Genomic DNA, 26,062 nt, shown 5'->3' on the forward strand with positions numbered 1-26,062 from the left:
CACCGTGACCACATCGTCCGTGCCATGTCCTGTGAGTAGTGTGGGGCGGTATGACCGTCGAAGAGCACAGCCAGCGCCCTAGCCTTGAGATTCGTCAGGTTCCGGAGGCCAAAGCTCGGGCCGGGGCCGCGAAGCGTCGTCGTACCGGAGCCGAAGAGACCCACCGTGGACTGGTGAGGCGCGCACGCAAGATCAACCGAATTTTGGGTGAAACATATCCGTACGCGGTCGCGGAACTCGATTTTGATAACCCGTTTGAACTGCTCGTCGCAACGGTTCTTTCGGCCCAGACCACAGACATCAAGGTCAATTCCGTGACTCCGAAACTTTTCGGGGCGTATCCGACCGCCGAGGATTTGTCGGCGGCTTCCCCGGATGTCGTCGAAGAGATCGTTCGCTCCCTCGGGTTTTATCGGGCCAAGACGCGGTCGATTATCAAGCTGTCTACTCAGCTCGTGGACGAATTCGATGGAAAAGTGCCTGAAAACCTCACGGAGCTCACGAGCCTGGCCGGTGTGGGGCGCAAGACGGCGTTTGTCGTTCTCGGCAATGCGTTTGGCCAACCGGGGCTGACGGTCGACACGCACTTCGGCCGACTCTCCCGACGGCTTGGATTTACACGCCAGGAAGATCCCGTCAAAGTGGAACGTGACATCGAGGGCCTCTTCGAGCGTTCCGACTGGACCCAGCTGTCCCACCGATTGATCTACCACGGCCGCCGCATCTGTCATGCCAAAACGCCGGCCTGCGGCGTCTGCCCGATCGCCGATCTCTGCCCCTCCTACGGTGCCGGCGTCACCGATGAAGAGGCCGCGGCACGATTACTCCGCTACGAATTTGCCCCTGGACGGGAAGAGCTGCACCGCAGGTTTTTGGAAGGCGCGACCCGCCGGGAACTTCGTCAGGAGGGGTACAGCCTTGGCGCCTGAGAAGAAAAATGAGGCGGCACTAGCGGGCTTGCACGCTTTAGCAGCACGGGGAGCCGACGTCGTCATGGACGACCGAGAACCATGGCGGATCGGTGGCATCGACCCAGATTCCGTCAGGGATGCGGCCGTCCTAATTCTATTTGGGGTGCTCGACGACGTTCCCGCACGATCCCGTGATAGCGGCGCTCAGCAGGTCGGTGAAGACCTCGACGTGTTGATCGTGGTCCGGGCCGATACGCTGCGACAACACGCGGGACAACCGGCATTCCCCGGTGGGAAGGTCGATCCCGTGGATCATGAAGCGGAAAACCCCATGGTGGAGGCGGCGCTCCGAGAGGCTGTGGAAGAAACCGGTTTGGATCGCTCCGGAGTGACCGTCCTGGGGACACTAGCGCCCGTGCCCCCTTCCTGTCAGCAACTTTATGGTGACTCCGGTACTCGGGTGGTGGACTTCACCGTCGGAGGTTGACGTGGTCGATACGGCCGAGTCTGCGCAGGTCTTCAGGGTGCCCGTTCGTGATCTGACGAATCCGCAGCACCGGTACTACGCAACCGTGACGCGTGGCCGCTCCACCTATAAATCGCCCGCTTTTGAGGTGCCCTCGGTGGACGGAACGGTGACCATTTGGGGTTTTACAGGGGTCGTGCTGGACCGGGTGTTTCACGAATTGGGCTGGGACGAACCATGGGATAGGAAGCGTCGGAAACCCGCGCCAATCTGAGGCCTTGCCGCTGCTAGCACCTCGAAGGTGTGCCGGCGTCGTCATTTGGCGTCAGCATAGGATTCGACGGTCGCGATCGTGAGCGGGAAATCAACGGGAGCGTCGCCGAAGAGGAGTCGTCCGGCAGCCGCGGCGGATTCGTTGACGATGCGGGCAACGTCGGCGGCTTCCGACTCGGGGCCGTGGAGCACGACCTCATCGTGGACGAAAAAGACCAGTGAAGTCTTTAAGGGGGTGCCTTCCACGCCATCGCGGCGAAGACGACGTCGAATCTCGCCCATCCAGCAGAGCGCCCATTCGGCGGCGGTTCCTTGGACCACGAAATTGCGGGTAAACCGCCCCTGAGAGCGGGACATGGAGTGGGATCGTGACTCCGCTGCGGACGTGCTCACATCACGAACCGAAGTGAGCCACGATTCGTCTGGGGCCGGTGAGGTTCTCCCTAGCCACGTGGTGACTTGGCCGCCGCGTTGGCCTGTAACAGCAGCGCGTTCGACCAAGCTGATGGCTTCGGGGAACAAGCGTTTCAGATGGGGTGCCAAGGCCCCAGCTTCGCCGGATGTTGCACCATACATGGCTCCGAGGAGGGCAATTTTGGCGGCGGGTCGGTCTTTGAGCGCGGATCCGGTTTGCTGCCCCAATTCTGCGATGCCCCGGTAGAGATCTTTTCCGCGTCCCGCGACGGCAAGGGCTTGGTCGCCCGACATGGCCGCCAAAATTCGTGGCTCGACTTGCGACGCATCGGCCACGGTCAGGCGGTAGCCGTTGTCGGCACGCACGGCGTCTCGGACGATTTGAGGGATTTGCATTGCCCCTCCGCCGTGCGCGGCCCAACGGCCGGTGACGACCCCGCCCACAACATAGGCGGGGTGAAACCGACCGTCGGAAACCCATTCGCGTAGCCAATGCCAACCATTGGCGGTCCACAGACGATAGAGCTGCTTATATTCGAGAATCGGTGCGATCAATTCCCTCCGGGCTTGGCTGAGTTGGCCCCCGTGGTCGGCCCATTCCAGGAGGCTCCATTTGCGCGTCGAGGAGACTCCGACTCCAGCTGCCCTCAGCGCACGGAGCAAATCTTGCGGTGAATCCGGATTGAGGTGCTCTGCGCCCAGGGTTGCCGAGATGGATTCGGCCAAATCCTGCATCAGAGGGGGCCGATGACCTTCTTGGGGCTCGACGCCGAGTCGCTCGATGAGGATCTCTCGGTGCCGGTTGGTGTCCCACGGTAACCCCTCGTGGTGCATCTCCGCGGCGATGAGCCCACCTTGAGACTCGGCCGCAAGGAGCAATTGAAGACGCCGCCGATTCGGCGAAGAGTCAAGGCTTGATTGTTGGGCTTTCCACTCGGTAACAAGGTCGTCCACAGTGGGCCTAGGTGGGGCCGACGAACTTGTCGGCACCTCGAAGAGAGAGGTCTGATCTGGATTTATTCGAGGCGGAGGCAGAGACCCTGGGGGTGCGGAATCCTGGGAATTTGTGAGCTTAATGGTGGGAGAATAGGTCAGCTCATTACTGGGCAGGGTGGCGGCGTCGGCAAGTATGGCCTGGCAGAGGGACAGATCCCAGCAGCGAGCAATCGTGGCGCCATCCTTCAAGATGCGCGGGTAAGCGGCGTGGGCTGAGGACCAAACCCAGCGGATCCGATGAGGCTCGGGTGCATGTTCGGCCACCGAGGCGACGAATGCGGCGAGTCGATGGAACGGAAAACTCTTGCGATTTCCCTCGCGTCCTTGGCTGAAGGACACAGCGGACCACGTGGCGGTTTCTGGGTCCGAAGGGTGGTCCGGCGAATCGGGACCGATCACGATGAGCATGGCTCCATTATTGCCGTTTGATCACTCGATACGATGACGCCTGTGGATAACTTTGATGCCCTCAGCGACTCAGCCCGCGGACCCCACGTCTACGGCCCTGTCATCGACGATCAAACACGTTGCGTCCACTATCGAACCTCGAAAGACATCGTCGCCCTCAAGTTTGTGTGCTGCGGCAGGTATTTCCCGTGCTACCGATGTCATGAAGAAGTCTCGGACCATCCCGCGCGGCAATGGTCGCTCCATCAACGCGATGAGACCGCAATTCTCTGCGGTGTCTGCAAGCGTGAACTCACCATAGCCATCTACATGGCGAGTTCCCGATGCCCCGATTGCCTGTCCGAATTCAATGAACGATGCGCGCTGCATTACGACCTGTATTTCGAGGTTGGCGACAACTAGCCATCCACAGCCGGCGAATGAGGAACCAATCTACGGATCCGTCCCCAAGATGTGGAATTACACGATGACCAGCAGGTGAACTCGGGCGTGATTGAAGCATTCTGCCGACATGAAATCCGTCGCGCACACCAATTCCTCACCCTCATCGTTGTCCGGACCGGAGTCTTTCTTGGCCGAGATCTCTCGCCGAGAAGCCCTCCAGACAAGCCCCGGAGAAAGCGGATGGAGCGTCGTCGCTTTCGGGGAACGCCGGAGTTTTCTCCGAGCCGTCGAAGACGCGGCTCAGGCCACGGACCGACCATTTCGCCATATACCCGCCGGGCAAGAACCGCGGTGGTGCGGTAGCGATGTCGTGGTGATCGAGGCCGGAGCGGCTTCCTCACTGGCGCGTTTTGTAGACAAGACTTCTCGGAAAATGCCACGTCCCCGTCAATGTGTGATCGCGGGAGTTCCTGGCGGCGTGGACCCGTGGTCCGTGATGAAGGACATTCCGGGTGATTGGGGGACCCCTGATGTGGTCCTGTTGCCACAGGGAAGAACGTGGCTGGCGGACAGGATCTTCGCGGCAACCTCCCACGCGACGTCCTTCGCTCGTATCGGCTTTGTGGGGGCTTGCGGCGGCGTCGGGACCACCTCCATAGCGATATGGACGGCCCTCAGGATGAAGGACGACGGCCTGGCCCCCATCGTGATTGACGCCGCGCCGGGAAGCGTCGCCCTCGACGCTTGCATGTCGGCCGATCCCGTTAGCGGTGTGAGATGGGGCGAACTTCAGCGTCTTCCTTCCGTGCCGGACGGCGCGCGCATTCTCGCGTCATTGCCCAGCCCTCACGGAATACCTGTCCTGGCCGAAGGCCTCGAGACGACATCGCATTCTGAACAGCAGGACTGGCATCGCTACAGGGTAGTGAACAGCTTGGCTTCGCAAGCGCCGCTGGTGATCGATTGTGGAACCGGTAGCGGTCTGCCTGCATCACGCGACGAAGATCTCGTGATGACAGAATGCTCCTGCCTCGTCGTCGTCACCCCTTTCACACTGCGTGGCATGGCGAATGCCCAAGTTCTGATTTGTCGGTGGCGGCAGAGAATACCGGTGCTGGTGGTGGCGAGCGGTCCCCGCTGGTGTGATGTCTCCGGTCGAGAAGCGGCCCAATTTATGGGTGTCGAATCGCTGGCAGCGGTCATCCCGCATCTTTCCTCGGCGGCCGAGGCATATGAGGCCGGTCAGGTCCTCGAATTGGCTTATCGGCGGCCCTTGAGGCGGCCTATAGCGGACCTTGTGGATGCCATCCGGAGCGCCGTGGCGGAACCACTATCGTCAGGACGTCGTATGTCTACGGGCGCTCCACGGTTGACGGGCATCGCTGCCCCAGGAGGAAGCCGCTTTTCCAGGGAGTCGTCATGACTCAACACGCCGGCGCCAAACTCGCGTCCTGGGAGTCGGAGCGGGCCCAATATCAAGGTCTCGGAGTCCTCGAACCCTTATTGTGGGTCCCCGACCTGACTGATATATACGTCAACGCCCCGGATGAAGTGTGGACCGACGGGCCTCGTGGATTGGAACGGTCCTCCATCCGATTCTCCGCAGATGAAGAGGTCCGTAACCTCGCCGTTAGGATTCTCTCGGCCGAGGGGAGACGGCTCGATGCAAGTCACCCTTGCGCGAGTGCCCAAACATCCATGGGCTACCGACTGCACGCGGCCATCCCGCCAGTTACGGCGGCGACCACTCATCTGTCCATCCGGATTCAGCCCGAAGAACGTCCTCCGCTCTACCTGCTTGCTGATCAGGGCATGTTCCCGTCCTTCGTCGAGACGATCCTGAGGCACATCGTGGCGTCCAAAGCCTCGTTCCTGATCAGCGGTGCCACCGGGAGCGGAAAGACCACGCTTCTCAACGCGATGCTCGAATTGTGTCCCTTGACAGAACGGCTCTTACTCCTCGAAGACACCTCCGAGCTGGCGCCTCGTCATCCTCACGTGGTGTCGTTGCGCTCGCGTTCTGCGAATGCCGAAGGTTCGGGAGCCGTCACGTTGACCGATCTGATCCGAGAGGCGCTTCGTATGGGACCGGACCGAATCGTGGTGGGCGAATGCCGAGGGCCAGAAGTGGCCGACCTCCTGGTAGCCATGAACACGGGGCATGAAGGTGGCGGAGCCACGATCCACGCCAACTCCATGGAGGCTGTGCCGGCGCGACTCATGGCTCTTGGGGCATTGGCCGGCATGAGCCCGGACGCGGTGACGCAGCAGACGGCTGCCTCGATCCGGGTCGTGATCCATCTAGAGCGGGGTCCGGAGGGGCGCCGCCTCCGACAGATCGGACTACTCGAGGCCCCGACCGGTGGTTTGATGGTGCGCCCGGCGGTTGACATCGACGTGCTCGGCCACATCACCACGACGCGATGGTGGAGTCAGCTCAGTAAGATCCTTGGCCTGCCCGAAGAATCGAACGCCCAAGGGAAAGGACCGTCCGTCGTCGTTCCCGACCCTCCGCAAGACCGAGTGGTGGTTCAGCCATGATCCTTTGGGTCATTCTGCTGGGAGCAGGTGTGCTGTGCTGGGCATCGTGGACTGGAAACCTGAGCTCTTACACGAGAAACCTCATGCGGGGCGAGGACTCGAGGTGCACGTCAGTATTTTTATCGCCGATGCATGGCTGGGTGGGGCGGCGTTTACGGACAGATGCCGGGGCGTGGCCCGAAATGATTCGCCGACTCAGCGCCCTCTTGCAGTCGGGAGAAACTCCCCACGGTGTGTGGTGCGTTCTGAATCGCGCGACCGAAGCAGAACGAGCGAACGGTTCGCGAAGTGCGTCACGAGATACCGAGGAGATCGCACGATTCGTGGGGCACATGAGCCGGGCTACCGGGGCAGGGCTAGACCCACGCACGGCATTGAGCACCTTCGAAGCGAGATACCACAGGTCGAAGGACATGGTTGCAGCGCTATCCGTCACCATGTCCCTAGCTCAGCGGACGGGAGCGCAGCTCGGGGATGTACTCGCCCGCATGGCCGAAAGCCTGGAAGATGACATCAATGCCGCGGATGCTCGAGCCTCTGCTATCTCCGGCCCACGAGCCACCTCCAGGATCTTGGCGTCACTGCCGATCGTCGGTTTAGGGCTAGGCGCCGTATTCGGTGCCGATCCCTGGACGGTACTGTTTGGCACCGGTTGGGGACGAGTGTGTTTCCTCTGTGGGGGAGCGTTGACCGTGCTGGGCATCATGTGGAGCCGCCGCATGGTTCTTGTCGCCACCGGAGCCTCGCAAACCGGTCCGCGGCATGCCTTGTGGAGGCTCAGCGCTCCAGCTACAACACGGAGCGCGGTGAATTGGTCATGATCTGGGCCATGTGGTTGGTCGGTCTCATTGTGGTGACCTTTACGGTGAAACGTCCCTTGGGCGAAGTTCGGACGGTCAACGAGGGTGCGTCACCCGAGCTGTCGACGAGGTTGCGACTAGAGCTAGTCGCTGCGGCTTTAGACGCAGGATTGCCGCTACGACAAGCCGTGGTGGAAGTCATTCGCGCTGAAGGTAACTCCACACTCGAGCCGGTGGCCTCGAGGCTTGACCTAGGTCTTGCCTGGGATCACGCATGGGCCAACGTTCACCAGCACACGGGAGACCCCCGAAAAGGGAGTCGTTTAGGGGTGAGCGGCGTTGCTGGGCGGTGGAGCATCGATGGACACACCGACCGCCTTGCAGCCTTTCAACAAGCCCTGGATTTCTCGGCACAGACCGATAGTCCCGCTTCAGGGCTTCTCAGAGCGCGAGTCGAGCACCTCAGACGACGGGAAGTCTACGAAGCGGAGCGGCTCGCAACGCTTTTGGGCGTAAGGCTGGTCCTTCCTTTGGGCCTATGTTCCCTACCCGCGTTGGTGTGCTGGGGCGTGCTACCAGTTCTGCTCGGTCTCATCCCCGGTATCCGATGACTTGTCCTCAAAATTCTCACCGATTCGACCTCAAAGTCGAACCTCGTCAGAAAGGAAAATCATGATTCAAAGAAACAACCCGTCATTCATTGACCGTGGAAAAGACGGTGCAAGTACTAAAGCCTCAATGAATACAGGCCTAGAGGAAAGTAGCGGTACAACCCACAGGGAGATCTCGCCGGATCACCCGGAATTGGGTGCGTCGACGGCCGAATACGGCGTCGTGATGCTCGCCGCCGTTGGCTTCGCAGGCCTCTTGGTCGCGATCTTGAAAAGCGGGGAGGTCAAAGAGCTCCTCATGGGCATTATTCGAACCGCATTGTCAACGGGATGAATTGTCAGAGGCGGCCGGAAGCGATGGGACTTCACGAAGTGGCCCAATCCAGAACTATGACGGGCGATAGTTCGCTTCAAGATAATATGCCAACCGATGAGGCAGATCGGGGGTCCGTCACCGCAGAGTTTGCCGTCCTGCTACCGAGTGTTGTTGCCCTCATTGCACTCGTGCTTTCCGTGGGTGTTTACGGGGCGCGGACCGTGACTGCCCAGGAGGCGGCACGGACTGCGGCTCGCTCGGTGGCTCGTGGTGACAGCTGGGAGACGGCCAAAAGTGCGGCGCGAAAAATCGTCGGGCGGGAAGCCGAGGTCGGTATTTCCAAGAGCGCTACCGGGGCAGAAATCTCCGTGGTGGCTCCGGCTCCGGGAGTTCTTGGAACGTGGGGTGGGCTGGAGGTCTCCGCCCGCGCTCATGCGCTTTTACCGGAGGAAGCAGGCAGATGATGCAGCCACCGCACGCACAGATCGGATCATCTCGACGAAACGATCCGCCAGACCGTGGCTCCGGGACGGTCTTGGCCGTGGCCGTGGTGGCGCTGATCATCGGTTTGGCGGTAGGAGTGGCCGTCGTCGGACAGGTGGCGGCCGCCCATCACCGTGCGCGCACCGCGGCGGATCTGGCGGCGTTGGCTGCGGCCGATGCAGCGCGAGGGCTCCTTTCCGGAGCTCCGTGCGACGTGGGGAGAAAGGTGGTGGAGGAGAACGATGCCCGACTAGTGCAATGTTGCTCGCCTCAAGGGCGAGCGGATGTGATCGACGTTCGGACGCATGTAGATCTACCCAGCTGGTTGCGACGGCTCGGACCCGTGGCCGGCGTGGCGCGAGCCGGCCCGCCAGCTGGGGACGATGGACCAGCCCACAGCGCCGATCTCGCATTGTGCGCTTGAGTTGTCGGGTTAGGACCGATCCTCGTCTGCGGTCTTGAGTAAGCCTTGGAGGAGGGATATCGCGCCTGACTTGCTCAGAGGGTTGTTCTTGTTGCCGCACTTCGGGGACTGGACACAAGAGGGGCATCCCGTCTCACACTCGCAGGACTGAATGGCGTCAAGGGTCGCTTGAAGCCAGGTTCCTGCGACCTCGAATCCGTGTTCGGCGAATCCGGCCCCACCGGGGAAGCCGTCATAGACGAAGATGGTGGGCATCTCGGTGTCGACGTGAAGAGCCGTCGAGAGCCCGCCAATGTCCCACCGGTCGCATGTCGCTACGAGCGGCAGCAGTCCGATGGAAGCGTGCTCGGCTGCGTGAAGGGAACCGGGAATCTCGGGTTCCGTCACGCCGGAACTCGAGAGCACCGTCGTGGGAATCGTCCACCACACGGCACGGGTGATGAGTTCCTGGGATTCGAGGTCTAGAGGCTCCTCATCGATCACGTCGTTGGTTGCCACTGCCTTGCGTTGGAAGGACACCACTTGCGTCCTCACCCTGACCAGCCCCCGGTGAAGCGTCACGGGACCCCAATCTCGGGTGTCCTCGACCTCGAGGATGCTCACCTCGGTGATGTCTCGAGCCTGAGTGTAGAAATTGGGATGTGCTCGGCTTACGAGAACCGTTCGATCCTGTTCATTGAGGTCTTCGACGTGCCACGTCTTGCCTTGATGAACGTAGATGGCACCGGGATGCGCTTGGTAATGAGATTGCCCGGATTCCATCGTGCCGATGATGCCGCCCGTCTCAGCTTCGATGATGTGCAGACGGTGGCCGCCGTCGCCGCGAATATCCACCATCTCCGCCGCTTGCTCCGGGTGCGTCCAAAACCAACCCGTGGGACGCCTCCTCAAATGGCCGGCCTGGACCAGTGACTCCAAAACGGCCTCAGCCGTCCTTCCAAAAAGGTTCAGCTCTTCGGGACGCAAGGGCTTCTCGGCCGCTGCGGAACACAGATGAGGAGCCAAAACATAGGGATTATGAGGATCGAAGACGGTCGCCTCGACGGTGACGTCGAAAATGTCCCGTGAATGATGAACCAGATAGGTGTCCAAGGGATCGTCGCTGGCCACAAAGACAGCGAGAGATTCCTGTCCCGCACGTCCGGCTCGTCCGATCTGTTGAAAGAAGGATGCGCGTGTCCCGGGCCAACCGGCGATGATCACGGCGTCGAGACCGGCGACGTCGATCCCCAGTTCGAGCGCGGGCGTTGATGCGACACCGAGCATTTCACCCGATCGGACTTGCCGTTCGAGTTCGCGTCGCTCCTCGGGGAGGTACCCGGACCGGTATGCGCAGACGCGGTGGGCCACAGAGGGGTCGATATCCTGCAAGTAATCCTGTGCGATCCGGGCCAAGGTTTCGGCGCCTCGACGGGACTTGATGAAGGCAATAGTCCTAATGCGCTCGGCCACGAGATCTGTCAGCATTTCGGCGGACTCCGCCAATGCAGATCGACGACGTGGGGCGCCGTTTTCACCGTGCCCCGCGCCCGCGCCGTTGAACCCCGAGCCGGGAATGGGGGTTCCTTCCCGGGAAGGCACTTGGGCGGCCAGTCCATCCTGGGCGGCCGCATCTTCTAAGAGTGGCTCCCATAAGAGCACCGTGACGGCTCCGTGGGGTGAATCGTCGCGCTCGAATGCCTGGACCCTCGTCTGGTCCACCCCCAAGAGCCTGGAAAAGGATTCGGCGGGGGCCGCTGACGTCGCGGAAGCGCCAATGAAGGTAGGGGCCGCACCATGCAATGCGCAGATGCGGCGCAGGCGCCGAAGAACCATCGACACGTGGGCACCGAACACGCCTCGATAGCCGTGTGCTTCGTCCACGATCACGTAGCGCAATCGTCGCAAGAAGCGGCCCCACCGTTCGTGATGAGGAAGAACGCCGGCGTGGAGCATGTCCGGGTTACATAAGACGAAATTCGAGTGGTCTCGAATCCAAGAACGTTCGCCAAATTCGGTATCGCCGTCGTAGGTATCGGCCCGGAGTTCTGGGATTCCCAAGGCCTTCAACGCGGCCAATTGGTCACCGGCCAATGCCTTGGTGGGGGAGAGATAGAGTGCCGTAGCTTCCTGAGAGCGAAGTCCCTTTCCGGGATCGTGGCTTCCACGGACGATCGCGTCCAAGGCCGGCAACTGATACGCCAAAGACTTTCCCGATGCCGTGCCCGTAGAGATGATGACGTGGTCGCCGACCTCCGTGGACACGGAGTGGCCCAAAGCCCGACGGTCGAAAGCGTAGCGGGTGGAGGCCTCGCTCGCGGAGTGTGCCGCCGTGGCCGCGTCCGCTTGATGGCGGTACGGCTCCGGAACCCCCAGGGACACGAAGGCGTCCACCACAGAGGGATGCAACCACTGCGGCCACTCATGGGTGACGGCTTCGCGTTCCGGCAGGAGCTGGGTGTGCACGATCTCGGGCGGGTCATCGCCCCGATTCAGGGCGTGGAGTAGGTGAGCTGGCTGAGGCACGAACCCATTGTGACACCCCAGCGCTGTCACCGCCGAGGGGCGGATGAATCCGTGAAACGTGACACAATAGGGCCATGAACCATCCCATGAATATTTCCGAAAATTCGGGTGCAGAGGACGCCGGACCTCGGGTTCTCCCACTGAACGACGACGAGTGTTGGGAATTCCTGAACCACGCTCGATTTGCCCGCCTCGCGACGGCGGATGACCACGACATTGACATCACGCCGTTGAATATCGCGGTTTCGGACCGGCGGATTTATTTCAAGACCGCCGCTGGGCATAAATTGACCTCGATGCTGCTGAACCCCTCCGTGGCCGTGGAAACTGACCGGGTGGAAGGGGGAATCGCGCAGAGCGTCGTCGTCCGAGGCACGGCCAAACTCCTGACCGATTCTTCCGAGATTGCTCGAATAGAGGACCTGGGAATCACCCCGTGGTTGCACACCGAAAAGCTCGAATACGTAGAAATCACGCCCACGCGAATTACCGGGCGACGTTTTCGACTGGGTGAATAATCGAGAGCCAGAGTGAGGCAGCGGTCATGCCGGAAATCGGCGGCGTCGCCTAAAATATCCACCGTGTCACTCTCCCGAATCGCCCTGTATTACCATTTCACGCCCATCGCCGACCCCGAGTCCGTGGTGCTCTGGCAGCGTGCCCTCTGTGAAAAGCTCGGATTGCGTGGACGCATCCTCGTCTCGAAACACGGCATCAACGGAACCGTCGGAGGCGAAATCAACGCGGTCAAACAGTATGTCCGCACCACACGGCAGTACTCGGGATTTCGGGGGCTAGAGGTCAAATGGTCCGACGGCGGGGCTGAGGACTTCCCACGGCTCTCGGTCAAAGCCAGGGACGAAATTGTGGCTTTCGGCGCTGCCGATGAACTCACGGTGGATCAGGACGGCGTCGTCGGTGGCGGTATTCACTTGAGCCCGCAGGAAGTCAACGAACTGGTAGAGCGCGAAGGGGACGACGTCGTCTTCTTCGACGGACGCAATGCCTTCGAGGCTCGCATCGGTCGGTTTAAGGGCGCCGTCGTTCCCGACACCCGCACCACGCACGACTTCGTGTCGGAGCTCGAATCGGGCAAGTACGACGAGCTCAAGGGCAAGAAAATCATCACCTACTGCACTGGTGGGATTCGGTGCGAAATCCTCTCGGCGCTCATGAAAAACCGAGGATTTGAGGACGTCTATCAAATCGACGGTGGCATTGTCCGATACGGCGAAGCCTTCGGCGATGCGGGCCTGTGGGAAGGTTCCCTCTACGTCTTCGATCAGCGGATGCACATGGAATTCACTCCCGACGCCGTCACGATCGGGGAATGCGAACAATGCCAGGCACCGTCAAATCGATTCGTCAATTGTGCCAACCAGGCTTGTCGAGAGTTAATTCTTTTGTGCCCCGATTGCGCCACCGAAAATGCCATGTGCCCCGCAGGATGCGCCAAAGTCCCGGCCACCGCACCAGTAGCCTAGGTTTCTCGAACCGACGCTTGGTCGCGTCGATAGAATGACCCGGTGACTTCCACACCTGATTTCTCCCGCGTCCCGAACGCCCCCTACAGCGACGACTTCCAGGCCGTCGAAGCCTTGGCCGAGGCCCTTGCCGCAGTCGATTACTCGTACGATGCCATTCTTGATCTCTTAGGGCAGGGCCCTTTTGACGCCATGATCCGCGAGCAGGTGGTACCTGCCCGGCATCGGATCACCGAGATTCTGAGGGGACGAGTCGGTGCCAAACCGGGGCAGCGCAGGCTGGCCGGCGTGGTGGAGTTCCTGATGCTCGGAGGTGTAGCCACCGAGGAGTCGCTCGAAGCGACCCTCGGTGAGGGAGTATTTTCCATTTTCCATAGGCTCCGATTGCTGGAACCTGCCCATCCCGGGTCGGACGACGGCACGGTACGCTCGGCTTTTGACCTCAGGCCGCATTCGGCCGACGACGGAACCGATCTCTGGGTCGTCTCCGACCTGGGCGCGCATCAAACTGCCGGGGCATTACCGACCGACTACGTCCTAGGCATTGGGCAAGCGTCACTTACCCTGGCTCAATTCACCGAACGCACTCCAGTTCGGAGGGCACTTGATCTTGGAACCGGTTGTGGCATCCAGGTCTTCCATCTCTTGGCGCACTCCGATCACGTGACCGCGACGGACATTTCCCCCAGGGCGCTCGCGATGACGCGTTTCAACCTCTTGCTGAATTCATCGGCCTTGGGTATAAACCCGGCACGCCTCGAGGAACGTGTGTCTCTGCGTCAAGGGAACATGCTGGAGCCGGTGGCCTCCGAACGTTTCGATCTCGTGGTTTCCAATCCCCCCTTCGTCATCACCCCGCGTCATCCCGATGAGACCTCGGAATCTCGTTATACCTACCGCGACGGTGGATTGCCCGGTGACGAACTCGTGGCTGGATTGGTTCGTGATATTCCCGGCGTCTTGTCTCCGGGCGGCAGAGCGCACATGCTGGGCAACTGGGAAATTCCCGTGATGAAGGACGGCGAGGACGGCCAGGCTCCGTGGGACAGTCGACCAAGAGATTGGTTGGCCGCCAATTGTGACGGCTGGTTCATCCAGCGTGAAGAGACCACGCCAGAGGCTTACGCCGAAACGTGGCTCCGTGATGCCAGCCAGAACCGCGATCCGGAGGCTTTCGACGCGGCGTATCTGGACTACATCCGAGACTTTCACGGTCGCGGTGTGGCCGCCGTCGGATTCGGCATGATCTGGCTACGCCGGCGAGATGAAGGGCAACCTTTCCTCCGATTCGAATCGATAGAACACCCCATTCAACAACCGATTGCCCCCTTCATGACCGCCGCGATTGCGGCCCATGACCTCGTCGCGGGTCTCGACGACGACGCCTTGCGCGCTGTGCACCTCACCGTGGCCGAGGACGTGACCGAAGAACGACACCAGCGTCCGGGCGCTGAACACCCGGGAGTGATTCTCCTGAGGGAAGGCGCGGGCCTGCGACGAACTGAATTGCTGTCGACAGAGGCCGCGGGATTCGTTTCTGCCTGCGACGGCGAACTGACGGTTGGACAGATCCTCGACGCTCTCGATGCCCTGCTGGACTGGGACGGTGACGACGACAAAGCCAAACTCATGGATCATGTCCGCTCGCTCATTGACCTGGGATTCTTGGTATGTGAGCCGGAGGCCTAACAACCGCCTCTAACGCGCGTCTGGTCGAGTAGCGTGGGATGGAACCACTCCCTATTTCAGGGGAGGTGTACCTCACCGTGCCTGTGGATACGTGACCTACCGGTAGTTTCCTCGGCTATTGTGGGGGCGTATTCACCGGATCGGACTCAAGGAGCGACGTGCCAACACAGGCCAAGGGCAAGACGACGGGTAAGAGTCTCCTCATTGTGGAGTCTCCCTCCAAGGTCAAAACCATCGGCGGTTACCTGGGAGATGCGTACATCGTCGAGTCCTCCATGGGGCACATTCGCGATCTTCCGCAGCCCTCCGAGTTGCCGGCGGAATTGAAGAAGACCCCGGTCGGCAAGTTCGCGGTGGATATCGACGACGGCTTCGAGCCCTACTACGTCGTGAACCCGGATAAAAAGAAAAAGGTCACCGAGCTCAAACGGCTCCTCAAAGACTGTGACGCCTTGTATCTCGCAACCGATGCCGATCGCGAGGGCGAAGCCATCGCGTGGCACCTGCTCGAGGTGCTCAAGCCTAAGGTGCCAGTTCACCGCGTGACTTTCCCCGAAATCACCAAGGAAGCCGTGGAACGCGGCTTCGAGAACGTCCGGTCCATCGACGACTCGTTGGTTGATGCGCAGGAAACGCGCCGTGTTCTGGACCGCATCTATGGTTACGAAATCTCGCCGGTGCTGTGGCGAAAGGTCTCTCAGGGACTTTCCGCCGGCCGAGTGCAGTCGGTGGCAACGCGCCTCGTCGTCGAGCGCGAGAGGGAACGGATGAAGTTCCGTTCGGCCCAATACTGGGACCTCTCGGGAACCTTCGAAACTGCGGCCTCCGAGAGCTTTGGGGCAAAGTTGTCCGCACTCGACGGAATGCGTGTTGCATCGGGCAAGGACTTTACGGATTCCGGAGAGTTGAAGGCCTCCGCTCAGTCCAAGGTCGCGCACCTGGACGAGGAAACGGCCCGTGGCTTGGTCACAGGCCTTGAAGGATCCGAATTCTCGGTCTCCTCGGTCGAAACCAAGCCGTATACGCGCCGGCCGGCCGCACCGTTCACGACGTCGACGCTTCAGCAGGAAGCCGCCCGAAAGCTCCGGTTCTCGTCACGTTCGACGATGCAGGTGGCCCAGCGACTGTACGAAAACGGTTACATCACCTATATGCGTACCGACTCGGTCGCCCTCTCCGATCAGGCCATCAACGCGGCCCGCCACCAAGCCACAGAGCTGTACGGGAAGGAATACGTTCCTTCATCGCCGCGTCTTTACGCATCCAAATCGAAGAATGCACAAGAGGCTCACGAAGCCATCCGCCCTGCTGGTGACTCCTTCCGGACGCCCACGGCCGTAGCGAAGAAGCTGTCGCAAGATGAGTTCAGACTGTATGAACTCATTTGGAAGCGCACGGTCGCCTCGCAAATGGCCGATGCAAAGGGCCAGACGGCTTCGCTCAAGCTTGAAGCCCAAACCCAGGACGGTCGTTCCGCGGAATTCTCCGCCTCCGGCACCGTGATCACGTTCCGCGGCTTCCTGGCTGCGTATGAGGAAGGCAAAGACGCCGGACGCGACGCTGAGGACGCCAAGACCGGCGGTTCGGACAAGCGGCTTCCGCAGCTCAAGGAAGGGGACAGCCTTACCGGTCGGGATATCGAGGCCAATGGTCACGAGACCTCGCCGCCCCCGCGCTACACGGAGGCTTCCCTGGTTAAGGCCATGGACGAGTTGGGCATCGGGCGTCCTTCGACCTATGCGGCGGTCATTTCGACGATCATGGACCGTGGCTACGTCAACAACCGGTCGGGTTCGCTCGTGCCGTCCTGGACAGCGTTCTCCGTGGTCCGTTTGTTGGAGGAGCACTTCTCCAAGTACGTGGACTACGAGTTCACCGCGACGATGGAAGACGATCTCGACCGCATTGCCCGGGGCGAGACCCAACGCGTCGACTGGCTCACCGGGTTCTATTTCGGTAACGATGCCAGGAGCGGCCTCAAGCCGATCGTGGAAAACCTCGGGGAGATCGATGCCCGTGCGGTGAATTCGATCGATATTGCCGATGGCGTAACGCTCAGGGTCGGACGATATGGGCCGTACTTGGAAACCGGTGGCGGCGTTGACGAGGAGACGGGGGAAATTAAAGATCCCATCCGTGCCAATGTGCCTGACGACCTCGCACCTGACGAACTCACCGCTGAAAAGGCCGCTGAGTTGATCGAACGGGGTAAGGCGGATGGCCGTGAACTCGGCCAGAATCCTGAGAACGGTCGTACCATCCTGGCTAAGGACGGCCGTTTCGGACCCTACGTGACGGAAGTCGTCCCAGAGATTACCGAGGAAGAGCTCGCCAACCAGCCGGTCGAGTATTACAAGAACGGCAAGCCGAAGCCGCCGAAAAAGCCGAAAAAGGAAAAGCCGCGCACGGCGTCGTTGTTCAAGTCCATGTCGTTGCAGGAGGTCACCCTCGACGAGGCCTTGCAGCTCCTGTCCCTTCCCCGAGTCGTGGGTCAAGATGCCGAGGGCGTGGAAATCACCGCTCAGAATGGTCGTTACGGCCCGTACCTGAAGAAGGGGACGGATTCGCGCTCGCTGACCTCGGAGAGCCAGATCTTCTCCATCACGCAAGACGAAGCACTGGAGATTTACGCCCAGCCGAAACAGCGTGGTCGGGCTGCTGCCAAGCCCCCGCTGGCGGAGCTGGGCAAGGATCCCAGCAACGACAAACCGATTGTGATTAAGGACGGCCGTTTTGGGCCCTACATCACGGACGGGGAAACCAACGTTACGGTGCCTCGCTCGGAGACGTTGGAATCCATGACCTTCACCCGCGCCGTCGAACTCCTGGCCGACAAGCGCGCGAAGGGGCCGGCAAAACGGAAAGCCCCGGCCAAGAAGACCACGGCGAAGAAGACCAGCGCGTCTAAGGCCCCGGCGAAGAAGGCGACCGGTACCCGTAAGACGACGGCGAAAAAGTCGACAACCTCCGCCGCGAAGAAGCCCGCGGCCTCCACCCGGAAGACCAAGGAGGGCTAAGGTGCGTCTTTCGGTCCTCGACGTCGGTTCAAACACCGTCCACCTGCTCCTTCTGGATGTCCATCCGGGATCGCGGCCGGAGCCCTATGCGTCCCACAAGATGCCTCTTCAGTTGGTTCAGTACTTGGATGCGGAGGGCGACATCACGCTCGAGGGCCGCACCGCTCTGACCGAATTCGTGGCCGAAGCGAGGGATTTCGCGGCCGACCACGACGCCGAAGACCTCTTGGCGTTCGCCACGTCGGCGATCCGCGAGGCCGGAAACGGCGCCGAGGTCTTGGAGCACGTCAGATCGACCACCGGAGTCAATCTCACCGAGATCTCGGGTGACCAAGAAGCCGCGATCACGTATTTCGCGGTGCGGCGATGGCAAGGTTGGGGAGCGGGCACCATCCTGGACCTCGACATCGGCGGAGGCTCTTTCGAGATGGCACTAGGCAACGATGCTTTGCCGGACGTTGCTGTGTCGACGCCGCTGGGGGCTGGGAGGTTGACCCGACAGTTCATCCATCACGAGCTTGCCAAGCCCAAGGAAGTTAAGGCGCTGCGGAAGCATGTGAAATCGACGCTCGAACCCGCCGTCGAGACGGTGAAGCGGGCCGGCACGCCCAACATGGTCGTCGGGACGTCAAAAACTTTTCGCTCTTTGGCGCGCATCTGCGGGGCAGCCCCGTACGCGGCGGGGCCTTACGTCAAACGCGAATTCCACCTGGAAGATCTTCGCTTGTGGACCCGTCGTATGGAAGCCATGACGCCCGACGAACGTGCAGATCTGCCCGGTGTGTCCTCCAAGCGGGCCGCACAGATTCTCGCCGGAGGAATCGTGGCAGAAACCGCGATGGACCTCTACGGCATAACGACGATGCGTTCTGTTCCCTGGGCATTGCGTGAAGGTTTGATCCTTCGGCGCATGGATCGGCTCAACTCCCAAGATTCGGCGGCTATGGTGGACCCGAAGTCATTGACGCCGAACACATAGGAGGACACATCGTGGAGGAGCCTGCTTCTCGAGGATCCGGCACCGCATCGGGTTCGTGGTCGCGGCCTCCCATCGCCTTGTCCACCTCCTCGGTATTCCCTCTGGGCGTGAAGGACACTTTCGCCGTCGCCCAGGATCTTGGCTATGACGCCGTCGAGGTCATGATCACCGGAAACCCTTTGTCCCGTGATCCAGATGAACTCCTGGACTACATCCAGGAGTTCCAACTGCCCATTTCCGCAATCCACGCGCCGACTCTCTTGCTGACCCAACATGTGTGGGGTGATGCCTGGAACAAGATTCGGTTGGCCGCCAAGATGGTCAAGCGAGTGGGCGCGGACGTGATGGTTGCGCATCCGCCGTTCGTCTGGCAACGCCGCTACGCCAAAGGGTTCCCTGATGGCGTCCGGGAGATCTCGGATTCTGAGGGAGTGAAGATCGCGGTCGAGAACATGTACCCGTGGCGTTTTGGGCGTCGTGAAGTGCTGATGTATGCACCGCACTGGTCCCCCTTGGGACAGAACTACGAGTGGGTTACTTGGGACTTCTCCCATGCCGCCGCTTCGGGAACCGATTCCTTGGCAGCCGTCACCGAGCTCGGGGATCGATTGGGCCACGTTCACCTGACTGATGGCTCCGGAAATTCTCTGATGGATGAGCACGCGCGGCCGGGATACGGAACGCAGCCAGTCGCCGAAACGTTGCAGTACTTGGCTCAACAACGTTGGGAAGGCGTAGTGGGCGTCGAAGTTTCCACACGAAAAGCCAAAAGCACATCCCAGCGTGACGAATGGCTCTACGATTCGCTGGAATTCGCCCAACGACACCTCGGCGGGTAGCAGACGCACTTGGGAGTCCGACGATTGATGCGACGCGGGCCTCCACGGGAAACCCCATGACATCCTGTGGCGAAGCATCATCCACAAATAGTCCGTCACGTATCGGCGGTCCTGCTCCTCCGATACCGTGGACCATGAAGACATCAACTCGACGACTCAGGAGGAACCATGTCCGAACCCATCATTGCTTTTCTGGGTACCGGTTCGATGAACGGATCGATCATGTCCGGTCTGCTCGCTGGCGGGACGGATCCCAACACGATTCGTGCCACCACACGATCCGCCGACAGCGCGAAAAGCTTGGCGGATTCGCTCCCGGAAGACCAGCGTGGGGTCGCCATCTTCTCGAGCGAGGATGACTCATCGGCTAACGTTCAGGCCGTAGAGGGTGCCGACGTCGTGCTGCTCGGCGTGAAGCCCAAAGGAATTTTGGACCTCGCCGCCGAGATCAAGGATGCGCTGGACCCCAATGCTTTGGTGCTATCGGTAGCCGCGGGCATCGACCTCGCCATGTTGGAAGGCGAACTTCGTGACGGCCAACCGGTGATCCGCTCGATGCCGAACACCCCGTCACGTGTGGGTCGCGGCGTCATCGCGCTGGCACCGGGTGCGCATTGTTCGGCGGATCAGCTTGAGCTTGCACATCGGGTCCTGCAGAATTCTGGCACCGTGATCGATGTGGAGGAGAGCCAGCTGGACGCCGTCACGGGCATTTCCGGCTCGGGCCCGGCGTACGCATTCTTCCTGGCGGAAGCGATGCAAAAGGCCGGCGAAGCCATGGGTCTCGATGCGGCAACGGCCCGGCTTTTGGCCAAGGAGACGGTCTCGGGCGCCGGTGAACTGCTCCATGCAGACGACGCCGACCCTGAAGCCCTGCGGAAGGCCGTGTGCAGCCCCAACGGCACCACGGAGCGGGCCGTCAATGTCTTCGCCGAAGGTGGCCTCATCGAGCTGACCGAGAAAGCGGCCAAGGCGTCCGCTCATCGCAATGCGGAGATGGTCAAGGAATTCCGCCGCTAGGCCGGAACCATTGCTGAGGCCCCGGGTTAAGGACGCGCCGCGAACCGTTCGATGAGGTCGACCTGCCCCGAGACGATCAACACGTCGCGGGAGGTCACCTTGGTCTTGGCCGTAGCGTAGGTGAACTCTTCACCCGGGGACTTCACACCAACGATGGTCACGCCATAGCGATTCCGGACGTCGGACTCCTCCAGCGTGAAACCGTGCGTTTCCTTCGGGGGGTACATCTTGACGATCGCAAAGTCGTCGTCGAATTCGATGTAGTCGAGGAGCCGCCCGGACACCAAGTGGGCGGTACGGCGTCCGGCGTCTGCCTCGGGAAATATCACGTAGTGTGCTCCGATACGCGAGAGGATCTTGCCGTGGGCCGGGGTGATGGCTTTCGCCCAGATACGGTCGATGCCGAGGTCCACGAGGTTTGCCGTGATGAGCACGCTGGATTCGATCGAGGTTCCGACGCCGACCACCGCGGAGGTGAAGTCTCCGGCGCCGACCTGACGAAGGGCATCGATGTCGGAAGCATCCGCCTGAACCACGTGGGTGAGTAGACCAGACCAGCGTTGCACCATCTCGGAGTCGCGTTCGATCGCCAAAACTTCTTTATTCTGGCGTTTGAGTTGCTGCGCCGTGGCCGCTCCGAACCGGCCGAGGCCGATCACCAGGACGGGCGCGTTATGGGGTGACCGATCAGCCAATGATGGGCCTCTCTTCCGGGTATTTGTACAGTCGGCTACGAGTTCGAAGTGCCAAGCCGGTGGCCACGGTGATGGTTCCTAGACGTCCAATAAACATGAGGACGGACAGGACATACAGGCCTGAGGCCGGTAGCTCCGCGGACAATCCTACGGATAACCCGCATGTCGCGTACGCGGAAATCACTTCGAAGAGAATCTCGTCGAGGGATGCTTGGGAAATGAGCATCAACACGGCGGTGCCCAGCACCACGATGGTCGCGCTCATCATCACGACGGAAATGGCGATGCGAAGCACGGTATCCGGGATGGTTCGGTGAAAGGCAATCACGTGCTGGTCGCCGCGAGCCTCCGCGATGATGGCGATGAAGATGACCGCCATGGTCGTGATCTTCACACCACCGGCCGTTGAAGCGGAACCGCCGCCGACGAACATCAGCAGATCCGTCAACAACTTGGTGATCGGATGCAACTGATCCATATCCACCAGGTTGAAGCCTCCTGAACGCGTCATGACGGAGGCAAAAAACGAATGCAGGATTCGTTGTACGGGATTCTCGTCGCCAATTGTCGCGTCGTTATCCCACTCCGCCAGACCCCAGAGCAACGTTCCACCGATGACCAAGGCGATGGACCCGAAGACCGTGATGCGGGCGTTGAGATTCCAGTGTCGAACACGCAATCCGAACATGCGAATCACCAAAATGACGGGAAACCCGAGGGACCCGAACCACACGCCCGCGCACAAGGGCAGCAAAATCCACCAGTCATTGCCGTAAGGCACCAAACCGTCGGAGTGCGGCGTGAAGCCTGCGTTGTTGAACGAGGAAATTCCATAGAAGACGCCGTGCCATAGGGCCTCAGGAAGCGACTCCCCGAGGGTCATGAGGCGCAACATCACGATGCCAGCGATCGCGGCCTCGATGCTGGCCGAGGTCAGAACCACCACCCGAAGAAGTGACCCAACTTCCCCCAATTTGCCCTGCTTGCTCGTGATGCTCAGGCCTTCTTGCGCAAACAGCTTGGTCTTGAGACCCAATTTTCGGCCCAAGGCCATCGAAAGCAAGGACGTCATCGTGAGGGTTCCGAGCCCACCGATCTGAACCCCGAAAAGAATCACGAGTTGGCCGAAGAACGTCCACTGAGTCGCCGTCGTCAGCGTGGTCAATCCCGTGACGGTCACCGCCGAGGTCGCCGTGAATGAGGCCTGGGACAAAGCCGGAGGGTGCCCGGATTTGCTCGCGATGGGAAGCATCAACAACAGCGAGCAGAGGACGATCACCAGGAAGAACAAGGTGATGGAGATTCGCGACGGTGTGGACCCGAAGAGCCGATTGCCCAGATCCCTGATCCGATCCGAGGCCCGCCGGGGCTCCGCGGCCAGCGTCGAGTCTTTGCTCCGCACGTGCGCTCCTGCCCAGCTGCCGATGGATGATTGACCCTCCCTAGCGTAGCGGCCGGGGCGGCAGATAGGGCCGAGTGGGATGTGGCTGGGGAGCGTGCCACAATGTCTCTGTGACCTCACTTACAAACTTTCGCGGAAGCGGGCGAGGATCCGACCCCACGACGATGGTGACGTGGGATCCGGCCATGACCGCGTACTTCTTCGGCGACTACCACCCCATGCACCCGTCGCGCCTGGACGCTACGGCTCGTCTGGCCACGGATCTGGGTCTCTTCGAAGGGGACCACGTCCGCGTGGACCAGCCGCACGTCGCCGACGACGCCACGTTGCTGACGGCGCATTCGAGGGATTACATCGACAGCGTGAAAGCGGTCAGCGCCGATCCCACCCTCAAGATTCCGGGGAGTGGCTTGGATGGGGAGGACACCCCCGGGGTCGCCGGCCTGCACGAGGCTGCGGCGAGGCTGGCGGGCGGAAGCGAGCTCGCCGCGGAGTCCCTGGTCGATGGCACTACGGTACGTGCCGTCAACTTCGGTGGCGGAATGCATCACGCCCACCGGGATCACGCGAGTGGATTCTGCGTCTACAACGATTGCGCCGTCGCCATACAACGCTTGCTCGATCGTGGCACCCAACGCGTCTTGTACATCGACATTGACGCGCACCACGGCGACGGTACCCAAAGCATTTTCTGGGACGAGCCCCGCGTCATGACCATCTCCCTGCACGAAACCGGGATGTCTCTTTTCCCCGGGACAGGCTTTTCCAGCGACGTCGGACCCGATGGCGAGGGGCTAGGTGGAGCGGTCAATGTGGCGCTGCCGACGACGGTCTCCGACGCGGCATGGCTTCGAGCCTTCCACGCCATCGTTCCCCAGCTGGCTCGGGCCTTCGCACCGGAAGTGATCGTCTCGCAACATGGGTGCGACTCGCACTATAAGGACGACATGACGCACATGCGACTGAGCGTCGATGCGCAGCGCGAGGCGGCCTTGACCATCGCGGACCTCGCCAATGAGCTGACGGAAGACCGCTGGCTGGCACTCGGTGGGGGAGGATATAACTGCCTCGATGCCGTGCCGCGCTCGTGGGCGCACTTGATTGGGATCGTCACGGGCCGTCCCGTGGAACCGACCCTGCCGACCCCGGAAACCTGGCGTTCGTACATCGCCGAGAAATATGGGGTCCGTGCTCCGCGCATGATGGGCGACGAAGCCGACGTTTGGTGGAGGTCCTGGGAAATTGGGTTTGATCCCGCCGACAGCTTGGATCGAACCGTCATGGCGACGCGCAAATCGGTGTTCCCGCTCTGGGGGCTCGATCCCTGGTTCGACTGATCGAGGGGAATCTCCCCACGGCCGGCGGCAACATCGCGGGCGTGTGTGCATACGTCTGCCGGAATACACCGTTATGGTGGATACATGAGTACTGACGTGTTTGCCGTGGTGGCTGACCCCACCCGCCGGCGTATTCTCGACGTCGTCAAGGAAGGGCCGAGCCCCGTCAACGACGTCGTGACCGAACTCGGCGTGAGCCAGCCGACCGTTTCCAAGCACCTCAAGGTTTTGCGGGAAGCTGGACTGGTCACGATGAAGGCCCAGGGGCAGAAGCGGCTGTATTCGCTCAACCCTGAACCCCTGCAGGAGATCCGGGCCTGGATCGAGGGGCTCTCGGCCTCTTCCGTCGAACGAGACGATGCCGAGAACAGCGGCGAGACCGAATCCACCGAGCAGGCCGAACCGGCCGCTGCCGAACCGACGAGTCGGATGGTGCCCCAGCCCGAGAAGGTGCCATCGAGTGGGCGCGAAGACTCTGCGGCCCAAGACTCCCCGCCGAGCCCCGCCCGCCCGCACCTGGCCCCCAGGACGGGTTCGGAAGAGCACTATGGTGCTGATCCAGAACCCACCGACGTCGAGGAGCAGGTGCCCGCCGTCCCCGTCGTCGCCCAGGCAACCGGGACCGATGGCGCCTCGAGCATCCACCGAACCCGCCACGACGGCGTCACCTTCCGGCCCCTGATGCCGCTCGGCTTGAGCGTTTCCGGTCGAGAGGACGACCCCGCGCCCACCACGTCGGATTTTTCGTCGACCCCTGCAGCCCACGAGTCTGAGGTTTCCACGGAACCCTCAGCGTCTCGTCCCGTGACCACCGCGGCACAGGGTGAATCAGCCTCGGAGGATGCGCCCAGCACCTCAGGACCACAGAGCTGGGAACCCTTGGACCCCAAAGTCCACCGGGCAGACAGCGCGTCGGATGACGAGGCCGCCTCGGACGATCACAAAGCATCAGGTTTTTTGGCTAATCTTTTTGCCAGAAGGCGTGGACGATAGGAGGGTAAACCTCCGACCTGGAACCGCATCGTTGACCACAGCATGAAAGATTCATCACCGCATGGCTACCGACCGTAAGATCCTCCAATGGCTCGAAAACGAGCTATTCGACGGCAACCTCGTCCTAGGGCAGGAGTTGCCGAGCGAACGTCGAATTTCGAATGCCGTCGGTGCTTCGCGAAATGCGACGCACGAGGCTCTCAAGAATCTCGAAGTCATGGGGATCGTGCGACTCTACGAGGGGAAGCGCCACCAACTGATTGCTCAGCTGGTGCGCGAGCCCGCGGCAAGCGCCGGCCCCGCCCTGAAATTACACATGGCGACGGCGGAATATCCCCTCCGGGATATCGTGCACACGCGCGTTCTCCTGGAGACCTGGGCGCTCCGCCGTGCCAATCGGGAGCATCCGGCCATGAAGGAGCTCGCCAAGATCATCGACGAGATGTCTCGAGACGATCTTTCTCTCAAGGATTTTCATCACCTCGAGGTTTCCTTCCACGTCGCCCTGACCCGACTCGCAGGAAATAGCCTCATCACGGGCCTTCTGACCTCATTGCGCGACTCCATCTATGAGTACACGCTGTCGCTGGTGGGCTATGTTCCGCTGTGGTCGACGACGGCGACTCGCCTGTGCGCCGAACATCGAGCGATCTATGCGGCCATCGAATCGGGAGACAACGAGCTTGCTGCTCGCATGGTGGCGGAGCACATCGAAGGGCATTACCTCGAGGCCGGGGTTGATCCGGAGCGGAAGCAACGCTCGTCGGCGACCGTATTTGTGCAGCCCGAGCTGGGCGAAGACGGCGAGGTTCATCCGCTGGCCCCGACGTCGAAGCTTGCCGACGACGTCGCGGACAATAAATCCCGTGACGCCGATCTGCCAGACGCGGCACCAGGGGCGCGGGATTCGATGCATGACCTAGAGGCTTGGCCTTCGGATGAGCCAGGTGACGCGGAGGAATCGACCGGCTCCACGGCCGCCGATTCGAAGAAATTTGACTCCACCTTGTAAGGTGTCTGAGGAACGTTTTCGCTCTATTGGGCTTTTCTTTGCCTGCAGTAAACTTCGTGAGCG

24 protein-coding genes are annotated in these 26,062 nt (G+C 61.3%); 20 read left to right on the forward strand and 4 right to left on the reverse strand.

Features of this window, described 5'->3' with window-relative positions; all coding sequences use genetic code 11:
- Positions 1-50 precede the first annotated feature (50 nt).
- Together nth and D8M21_RS11605 are read left to right on the forward strand one after the other, a co-directional pair.
- Entirely contained in the window at positions 51-929 is an 879-nt protein-coding gene (gene nth / locus D8M21_RS00795) for an endonuclease III (protein WP_048683679.1), read from the forward strand.
- Positions 919-1,398 carry an NUDIX hydrolase gene (locus D8M21_RS11605; protein ID WP_446720487.1) on the forward strand — a complete coding sequence of 160 codons (480 nt, stop codon included), beginning with the start codon at positions 919-921 and terminating at the stop codon, positions 1,396-1,398. Before nth ends, D8M21_RS11605 begins: the two co-directional genes overlap by 11 nt.
- Before the next feature lie 294 nt (positions 1,399-1,692).
- Here D8M21_RS11605 and D8M21_RS00805 read toward each other — a convergent pair whose 3' ends face one another.
- The gene (locus tag D8M21_RS00805) at positions 1,693-3,468 is read right to left on the reverse strand and encodes a bifunctional 3'-5' exonuclease/DNA polymerase (protein WP_053090042.1); all 1,776 of its coding nucleotides are present in this window, start codon (positions 3,466-3,468) and stop codon (positions 1,693-1,695) included.
- A 42-nt stretch (positions 3,469-3,510) separates the two neighbouring features.
- On the opposite strand from D8M21_RS00805, the gene D8M21_RS00810 reads away from it, so the two are divergent.
- The 8 genes from D8M21_RS00810 to D8M21_RS00845 all read left to right on the forward strand — a co-directional run bounded on the left by D8M21_RS00810 (position 3,511) and on the right by D8M21_RS00845 (position 9,027).
- Positions 3,511-3,870: a CHY zinc finger protein gene (locus tag D8M21_RS00810; RefSeq protein WP_238650898.1), complete on the forward strand. Its 360-nt coding sequence runs from the start codon at positions 3,511-3,513 to the stop codon at positions 3,868-3,870.
- A gap of 109 nt (positions 3,871-3,979) precedes the next feature.
- Positions 3,980-5,275: a hypothetical protein gene (locus tag D8M21_RS00815; RefSeq protein WP_048683669.1), complete on the forward strand. Its 1,296-nt coding sequence runs from the start codon at positions 3,980-3,982 to the stop codon at positions 5,273-5,275.
- On the forward strand, positions 5,272-6,393 hold the full coding sequence (locus D8M21_RS00820) for a TadA family conjugal transfer-associated ATPase (protein WP_053090041.1): 1,122 nt from the start codon (positions 5,272-5,274) through the stop codon (positions 6,391-6,393). Before D8M21_RS00815 ends, D8M21_RS00820 begins: the two co-directional genes overlap by 4 nt.
- A gap of 182 nt (positions 6,394-6,575) precedes the next feature.
- Entirely contained in the window at positions 6,576-7,214 is a 639-nt protein-coding gene (locus D8M21_RS00825) for a type II secretion system F family protein (protein WP_161800296.1), read from the forward strand.
- The gene (locus D8M21_RS00830) at positions 7,163-7,804 is read left to right on the forward strand and encodes a hypothetical protein (RefSeq protein WP_126855574.1); all 642 of its coding nucleotides are present in this window, start codon (positions 7,163-7,165) and stop codon (positions 7,802-7,804) included. The genes D8M21_RS00825 and D8M21_RS00830 overlap by 52 nt, the downstream gene beginning before the upstream one ends.
- Before the next feature lie 127 nt (positions 7,805-7,931).
- The gene (locus D8M21_RS00835; RefSeq protein ID WP_238650900.1) at positions 7,932-8,138 is read left to right on the forward strand and encodes a DUF4244 domain-containing protein; all 207 of its coding nucleotides are present in this window, start codon (positions 7,932-7,934) and stop codon (positions 8,136-8,138) included.
- Positions 8,139-8,161: 23 nt separating this feature from the next.
- Positions 8,162-8,584 (forward strand): TadE family protein, encoded by a 423-nt coding sequence (locus D8M21_RS00840; protein WP_161800295.1) that lies wholly within the window; start codon positions 8,162-8,164, stop codon positions 8,582-8,584.
- Entirely contained in the window at positions 8,581-9,027 is a 447-nt protein-coding gene (locus D8M21_RS00845) for an Rv3654c family TadE-like protein (protein ID WP_048683654.1), read from the forward strand. The genes D8M21_RS00840 and D8M21_RS00845 overlap by 4 nt, the downstream gene beginning before the upstream one ends.
- A 9-nt stretch (positions 9,028-9,036) precedes the next feature.
- Here the strand turns inward: D8M21_RS00845 and D8M21_RS00850 are convergent, their stop codons facing one another.
- On the reverse strand, positions 9,037-11,532 hold the full coding sequence (locus tag D8M21_RS00850) for a Zn-binding domain-containing protein (RefSeq protein WP_048683651.1): 2,496 nt from the start codon (positions 11,530-11,532) through the stop codon (positions 9,037-9,039).
- A 74-nt stretch (positions 11,533-11,606) separates the two neighbouring features.
- Here D8M21_RS00850 and D8M21_RS00855 point away from each other — a divergent pair, with 74 nt between their 5' ends.
- From D8M21_RS00855 to proC, 7 genes are all read left to right on the forward strand, one after another.
- Positions 11,607-12,050, forward strand: a complete 444-nt coding sequence (locus D8M21_RS00855) for a pyridoxamine 5'-phosphate oxidase family protein (RefSeq protein ID WP_238650902.1) — start codon at positions 11,607-11,609, stop codon at positions 12,048-12,050.
- A gap of 63 nt (positions 12,051-12,113) precedes the next feature.
- Complete coding sequence (gene trhO, locus D8M21_RS00860; protein WP_048683648.1) at positions 12,114-13,016, forward strand: oxygen-dependent tRNA uridine(34) hydroxylase TrhO; 903 nt, start codon at positions 12,114-12,116, stop codon at positions 13,014-13,016.
- Between the two features lie 42 nt (positions 13,017-13,058).
- Complete coding sequence (locus D8M21_RS00865; protein WP_126855576.1) at positions 13,059-14,705, forward strand: methyltransferase; 1,647 nt, start codon at positions 13,059-13,061, stop codon at positions 14,703-14,705.
- 158 nt (positions 14,706-14,863) lie between these two features.
- Entirely contained in the window at positions 14,864-17,722 is a 2,859-nt protein-coding gene (gene topA, locus D8M21_RS00870; RefSeq protein WP_048683642.1) for a type I DNA topoisomerase, read from the forward strand.
- Between the two features lies 1 nt (position 17,723).
- Positions 17,724-18,701, forward strand: a complete 978-nt coding sequence (locus tag D8M21_RS00875; protein WP_048683638.1) for a Ppx/GppA phosphatase family protein — start codon at positions 17,724-17,726, stop codon at positions 18,699-18,701.
- Between the two features lie 11 nt (positions 18,702-18,712).
- A complete protein-coding gene (locus tag D8M21_RS00880; protein ID WP_048683635.1) occupies positions 18,713-19,540 on the forward strand; it encodes a sugar phosphate isomerase/epimerase family protein in 828 nt (275 codons plus the stop codon).
- A gap of 168 nt (positions 19,541-19,708) precedes the next feature.
- Positions 19,709-20,560, forward strand: a complete 852-nt coding sequence (gene proC, locus D8M21_RS00885; RefSeq protein WP_048683631.1) for a pyrroline-5-carboxylate reductase — start codon at positions 19,709-19,711, stop codon at positions 20,558-20,560.
- Positions 20,561-20,586: 26 nt separating this feature from the next.
- Here proC and D8M21_RS00890 read toward each other — a convergent pair whose 3' ends face one another.
- Both D8M21_RS00890 and D8M21_RS00895 read right to left on the reverse strand, forming a co-directional pair.
- Positions 20,587-21,255 carry a potassium channel family protein gene (locus tag D8M21_RS00890; protein WP_048683628.1) on the reverse strand — a complete coding sequence of 223 codons (669 nt, stop codon included), beginning with the start codon at positions 21,253-21,255 and terminating at the stop codon, positions 20,587-20,589.
- The gene (locus tag D8M21_RS00895; RefSeq protein ID WP_238650908.1) at positions 21,248-22,657 is read right to left on the reverse strand and encodes a TrkH family potassium uptake protein; all 1,410 of its coding nucleotides are present in this window, start codon (positions 22,655-22,657) and stop codon (positions 21,248-21,250) included. The genes D8M21_RS00890 and D8M21_RS00895 overlap by 8 nt, the downstream gene beginning before the upstream one ends.
- A 185-nt stretch (positions 22,658-22,842) precedes the next feature.
- On the opposite strand from D8M21_RS00895, the gene D8M21_RS00900 reads away from it, so the two are divergent.
- The 3 genes from D8M21_RS00900 to D8M21_RS00910 all read left to right on the forward strand — a co-directional run bounded on the left by D8M21_RS00900 (position 22,843) and on the right by D8M21_RS00910 (position 25,999).
- The gene (locus D8M21_RS00900; RefSeq protein ID WP_082156929.1) at positions 22,843-23,994 is read left to right on the forward strand and encodes an acetoin utilization protein AcuC; all 1,152 of its coding nucleotides are present in this window, start codon (positions 22,843-22,845) and stop codon (positions 23,992-23,994) included.
- Positions 23,995-24,078: 84 nt separating this feature from the next.
- A complete protein-coding gene (locus tag D8M21_RS00905; protein WP_082156912.1) occupies positions 24,079-24,987 on the forward strand; it encodes a metalloregulator ArsR/SmtB family transcription factor in 909 nt (302 codons plus the stop codon).
- A gap of 61 nt (positions 24,988-25,048) precedes the next feature.
- On the forward strand, positions 25,049-25,999 hold the full coding sequence (locus D8M21_RS00910) for a FadR/GntR family transcriptional regulator (protein ID WP_053090040.1): 951 nt from the start codon (positions 25,049-25,051) through the stop codon (positions 25,997-25,999).
- Positions 26,000-26,062: the final 63 nt, after the last annotated feature.

This window comes from Kocuria sp. HSID16901, from assembly GCF_003989425.1.
Classification (GTDB): domain Bacteria; phylum Actinomycetota; class Actinomycetes; order Actinomycetales; family Micrococcaceae; genus Rothia; species Rothia massiliensis.

Bases quoted from the DNA above. Each gene is read 5' to 3' on its own strand.
- nth (WP_048683679.1), top strand. From the start codon at position 51: ATGACCGTCGAAGAGCACAGCCAGCGCCCTAGCCTTGAGATTCGTCAG.
- D8M21_RS00805 (WP_053090042.1), bottom strand. From the start codon at position 3,468: ATGCTCATCGTGATCGGTCCCGATTCGCCGGACCACCCTTCGGACCCA.
- D8M21_RS00815 (WP_048683669.1), top strand. From the start codon at position 3,980: ATGAAATCCGTCGCGCACACCAATTCCTCACCCTCATCGTTGTCCGGA.
- D8M21_RS00820 (WP_053090041.1), top strand. From the start codon at position 5,272: ATGACTCAACACGCCGGCGCCAAACTCGCGTCCTGGGAGTCGGAGCGG.
- D8M21_RS00825 (WP_161800296.1), top strand. From the start codon at position 6,576: ATGATTCGCCGACTCAGCGCCCTCTTGCAGTCGGGAGAAACTCCCCAC.
- D8M21_RS00835 (WP_238650900.1), top strand. From the start codon at position 7,932: ATGAATACAGGCCTAGAGGAAAGTAGCGGTACAACCCACAGGGAGATC.
- D8M21_RS00840 (WP_161800295.1), top strand. From the start codon at position 8,162: ATGGGACTTCACGAAGTGGCCCAATCCAGAACTATGACGGGCGATAGT.
- D8M21_RS00845 (WP_048683654.1), top strand. From the start codon at position 8,581: ATGATGCAGCCACCGCACGCACAGATCGGATCATCTCGACGAAACGAT.
- D8M21_RS00855 (WP_238650902.1), top strand. From the start codon at position 11,607: ATGAACCATCCCATGAATATTTCCGAAAATTCGGGTGCAGAGGACGCC.
- proC (WP_048683631.1), top strand. From the start codon at position 19,709: ATGTCCGAACCCATCATTGCTTTTCTGGGTACCGGTTCGATGAACGGA.
- D8M21_RS00900 (WP_082156929.1), top strand. From the start codon at position 22,843: ATGACCGCGTACTTCTTCGGCGACTACCACCCCATGCACCCGTCGCGC.
- D8M21_RS00905 (WP_082156912.1), top strand. From the start codon at position 24,079: ATGAGTACTGACGTGTTTGCCGTGGTGGCTGACCCCACCCGCCGGCGT.
- D8M21_RS00910 (WP_053090040.1), top strand. From the start codon at position 25,049: ATGGCTACCGACCGTAAGATCCTCCAATGGCTCGAAAACGAGCTATTC.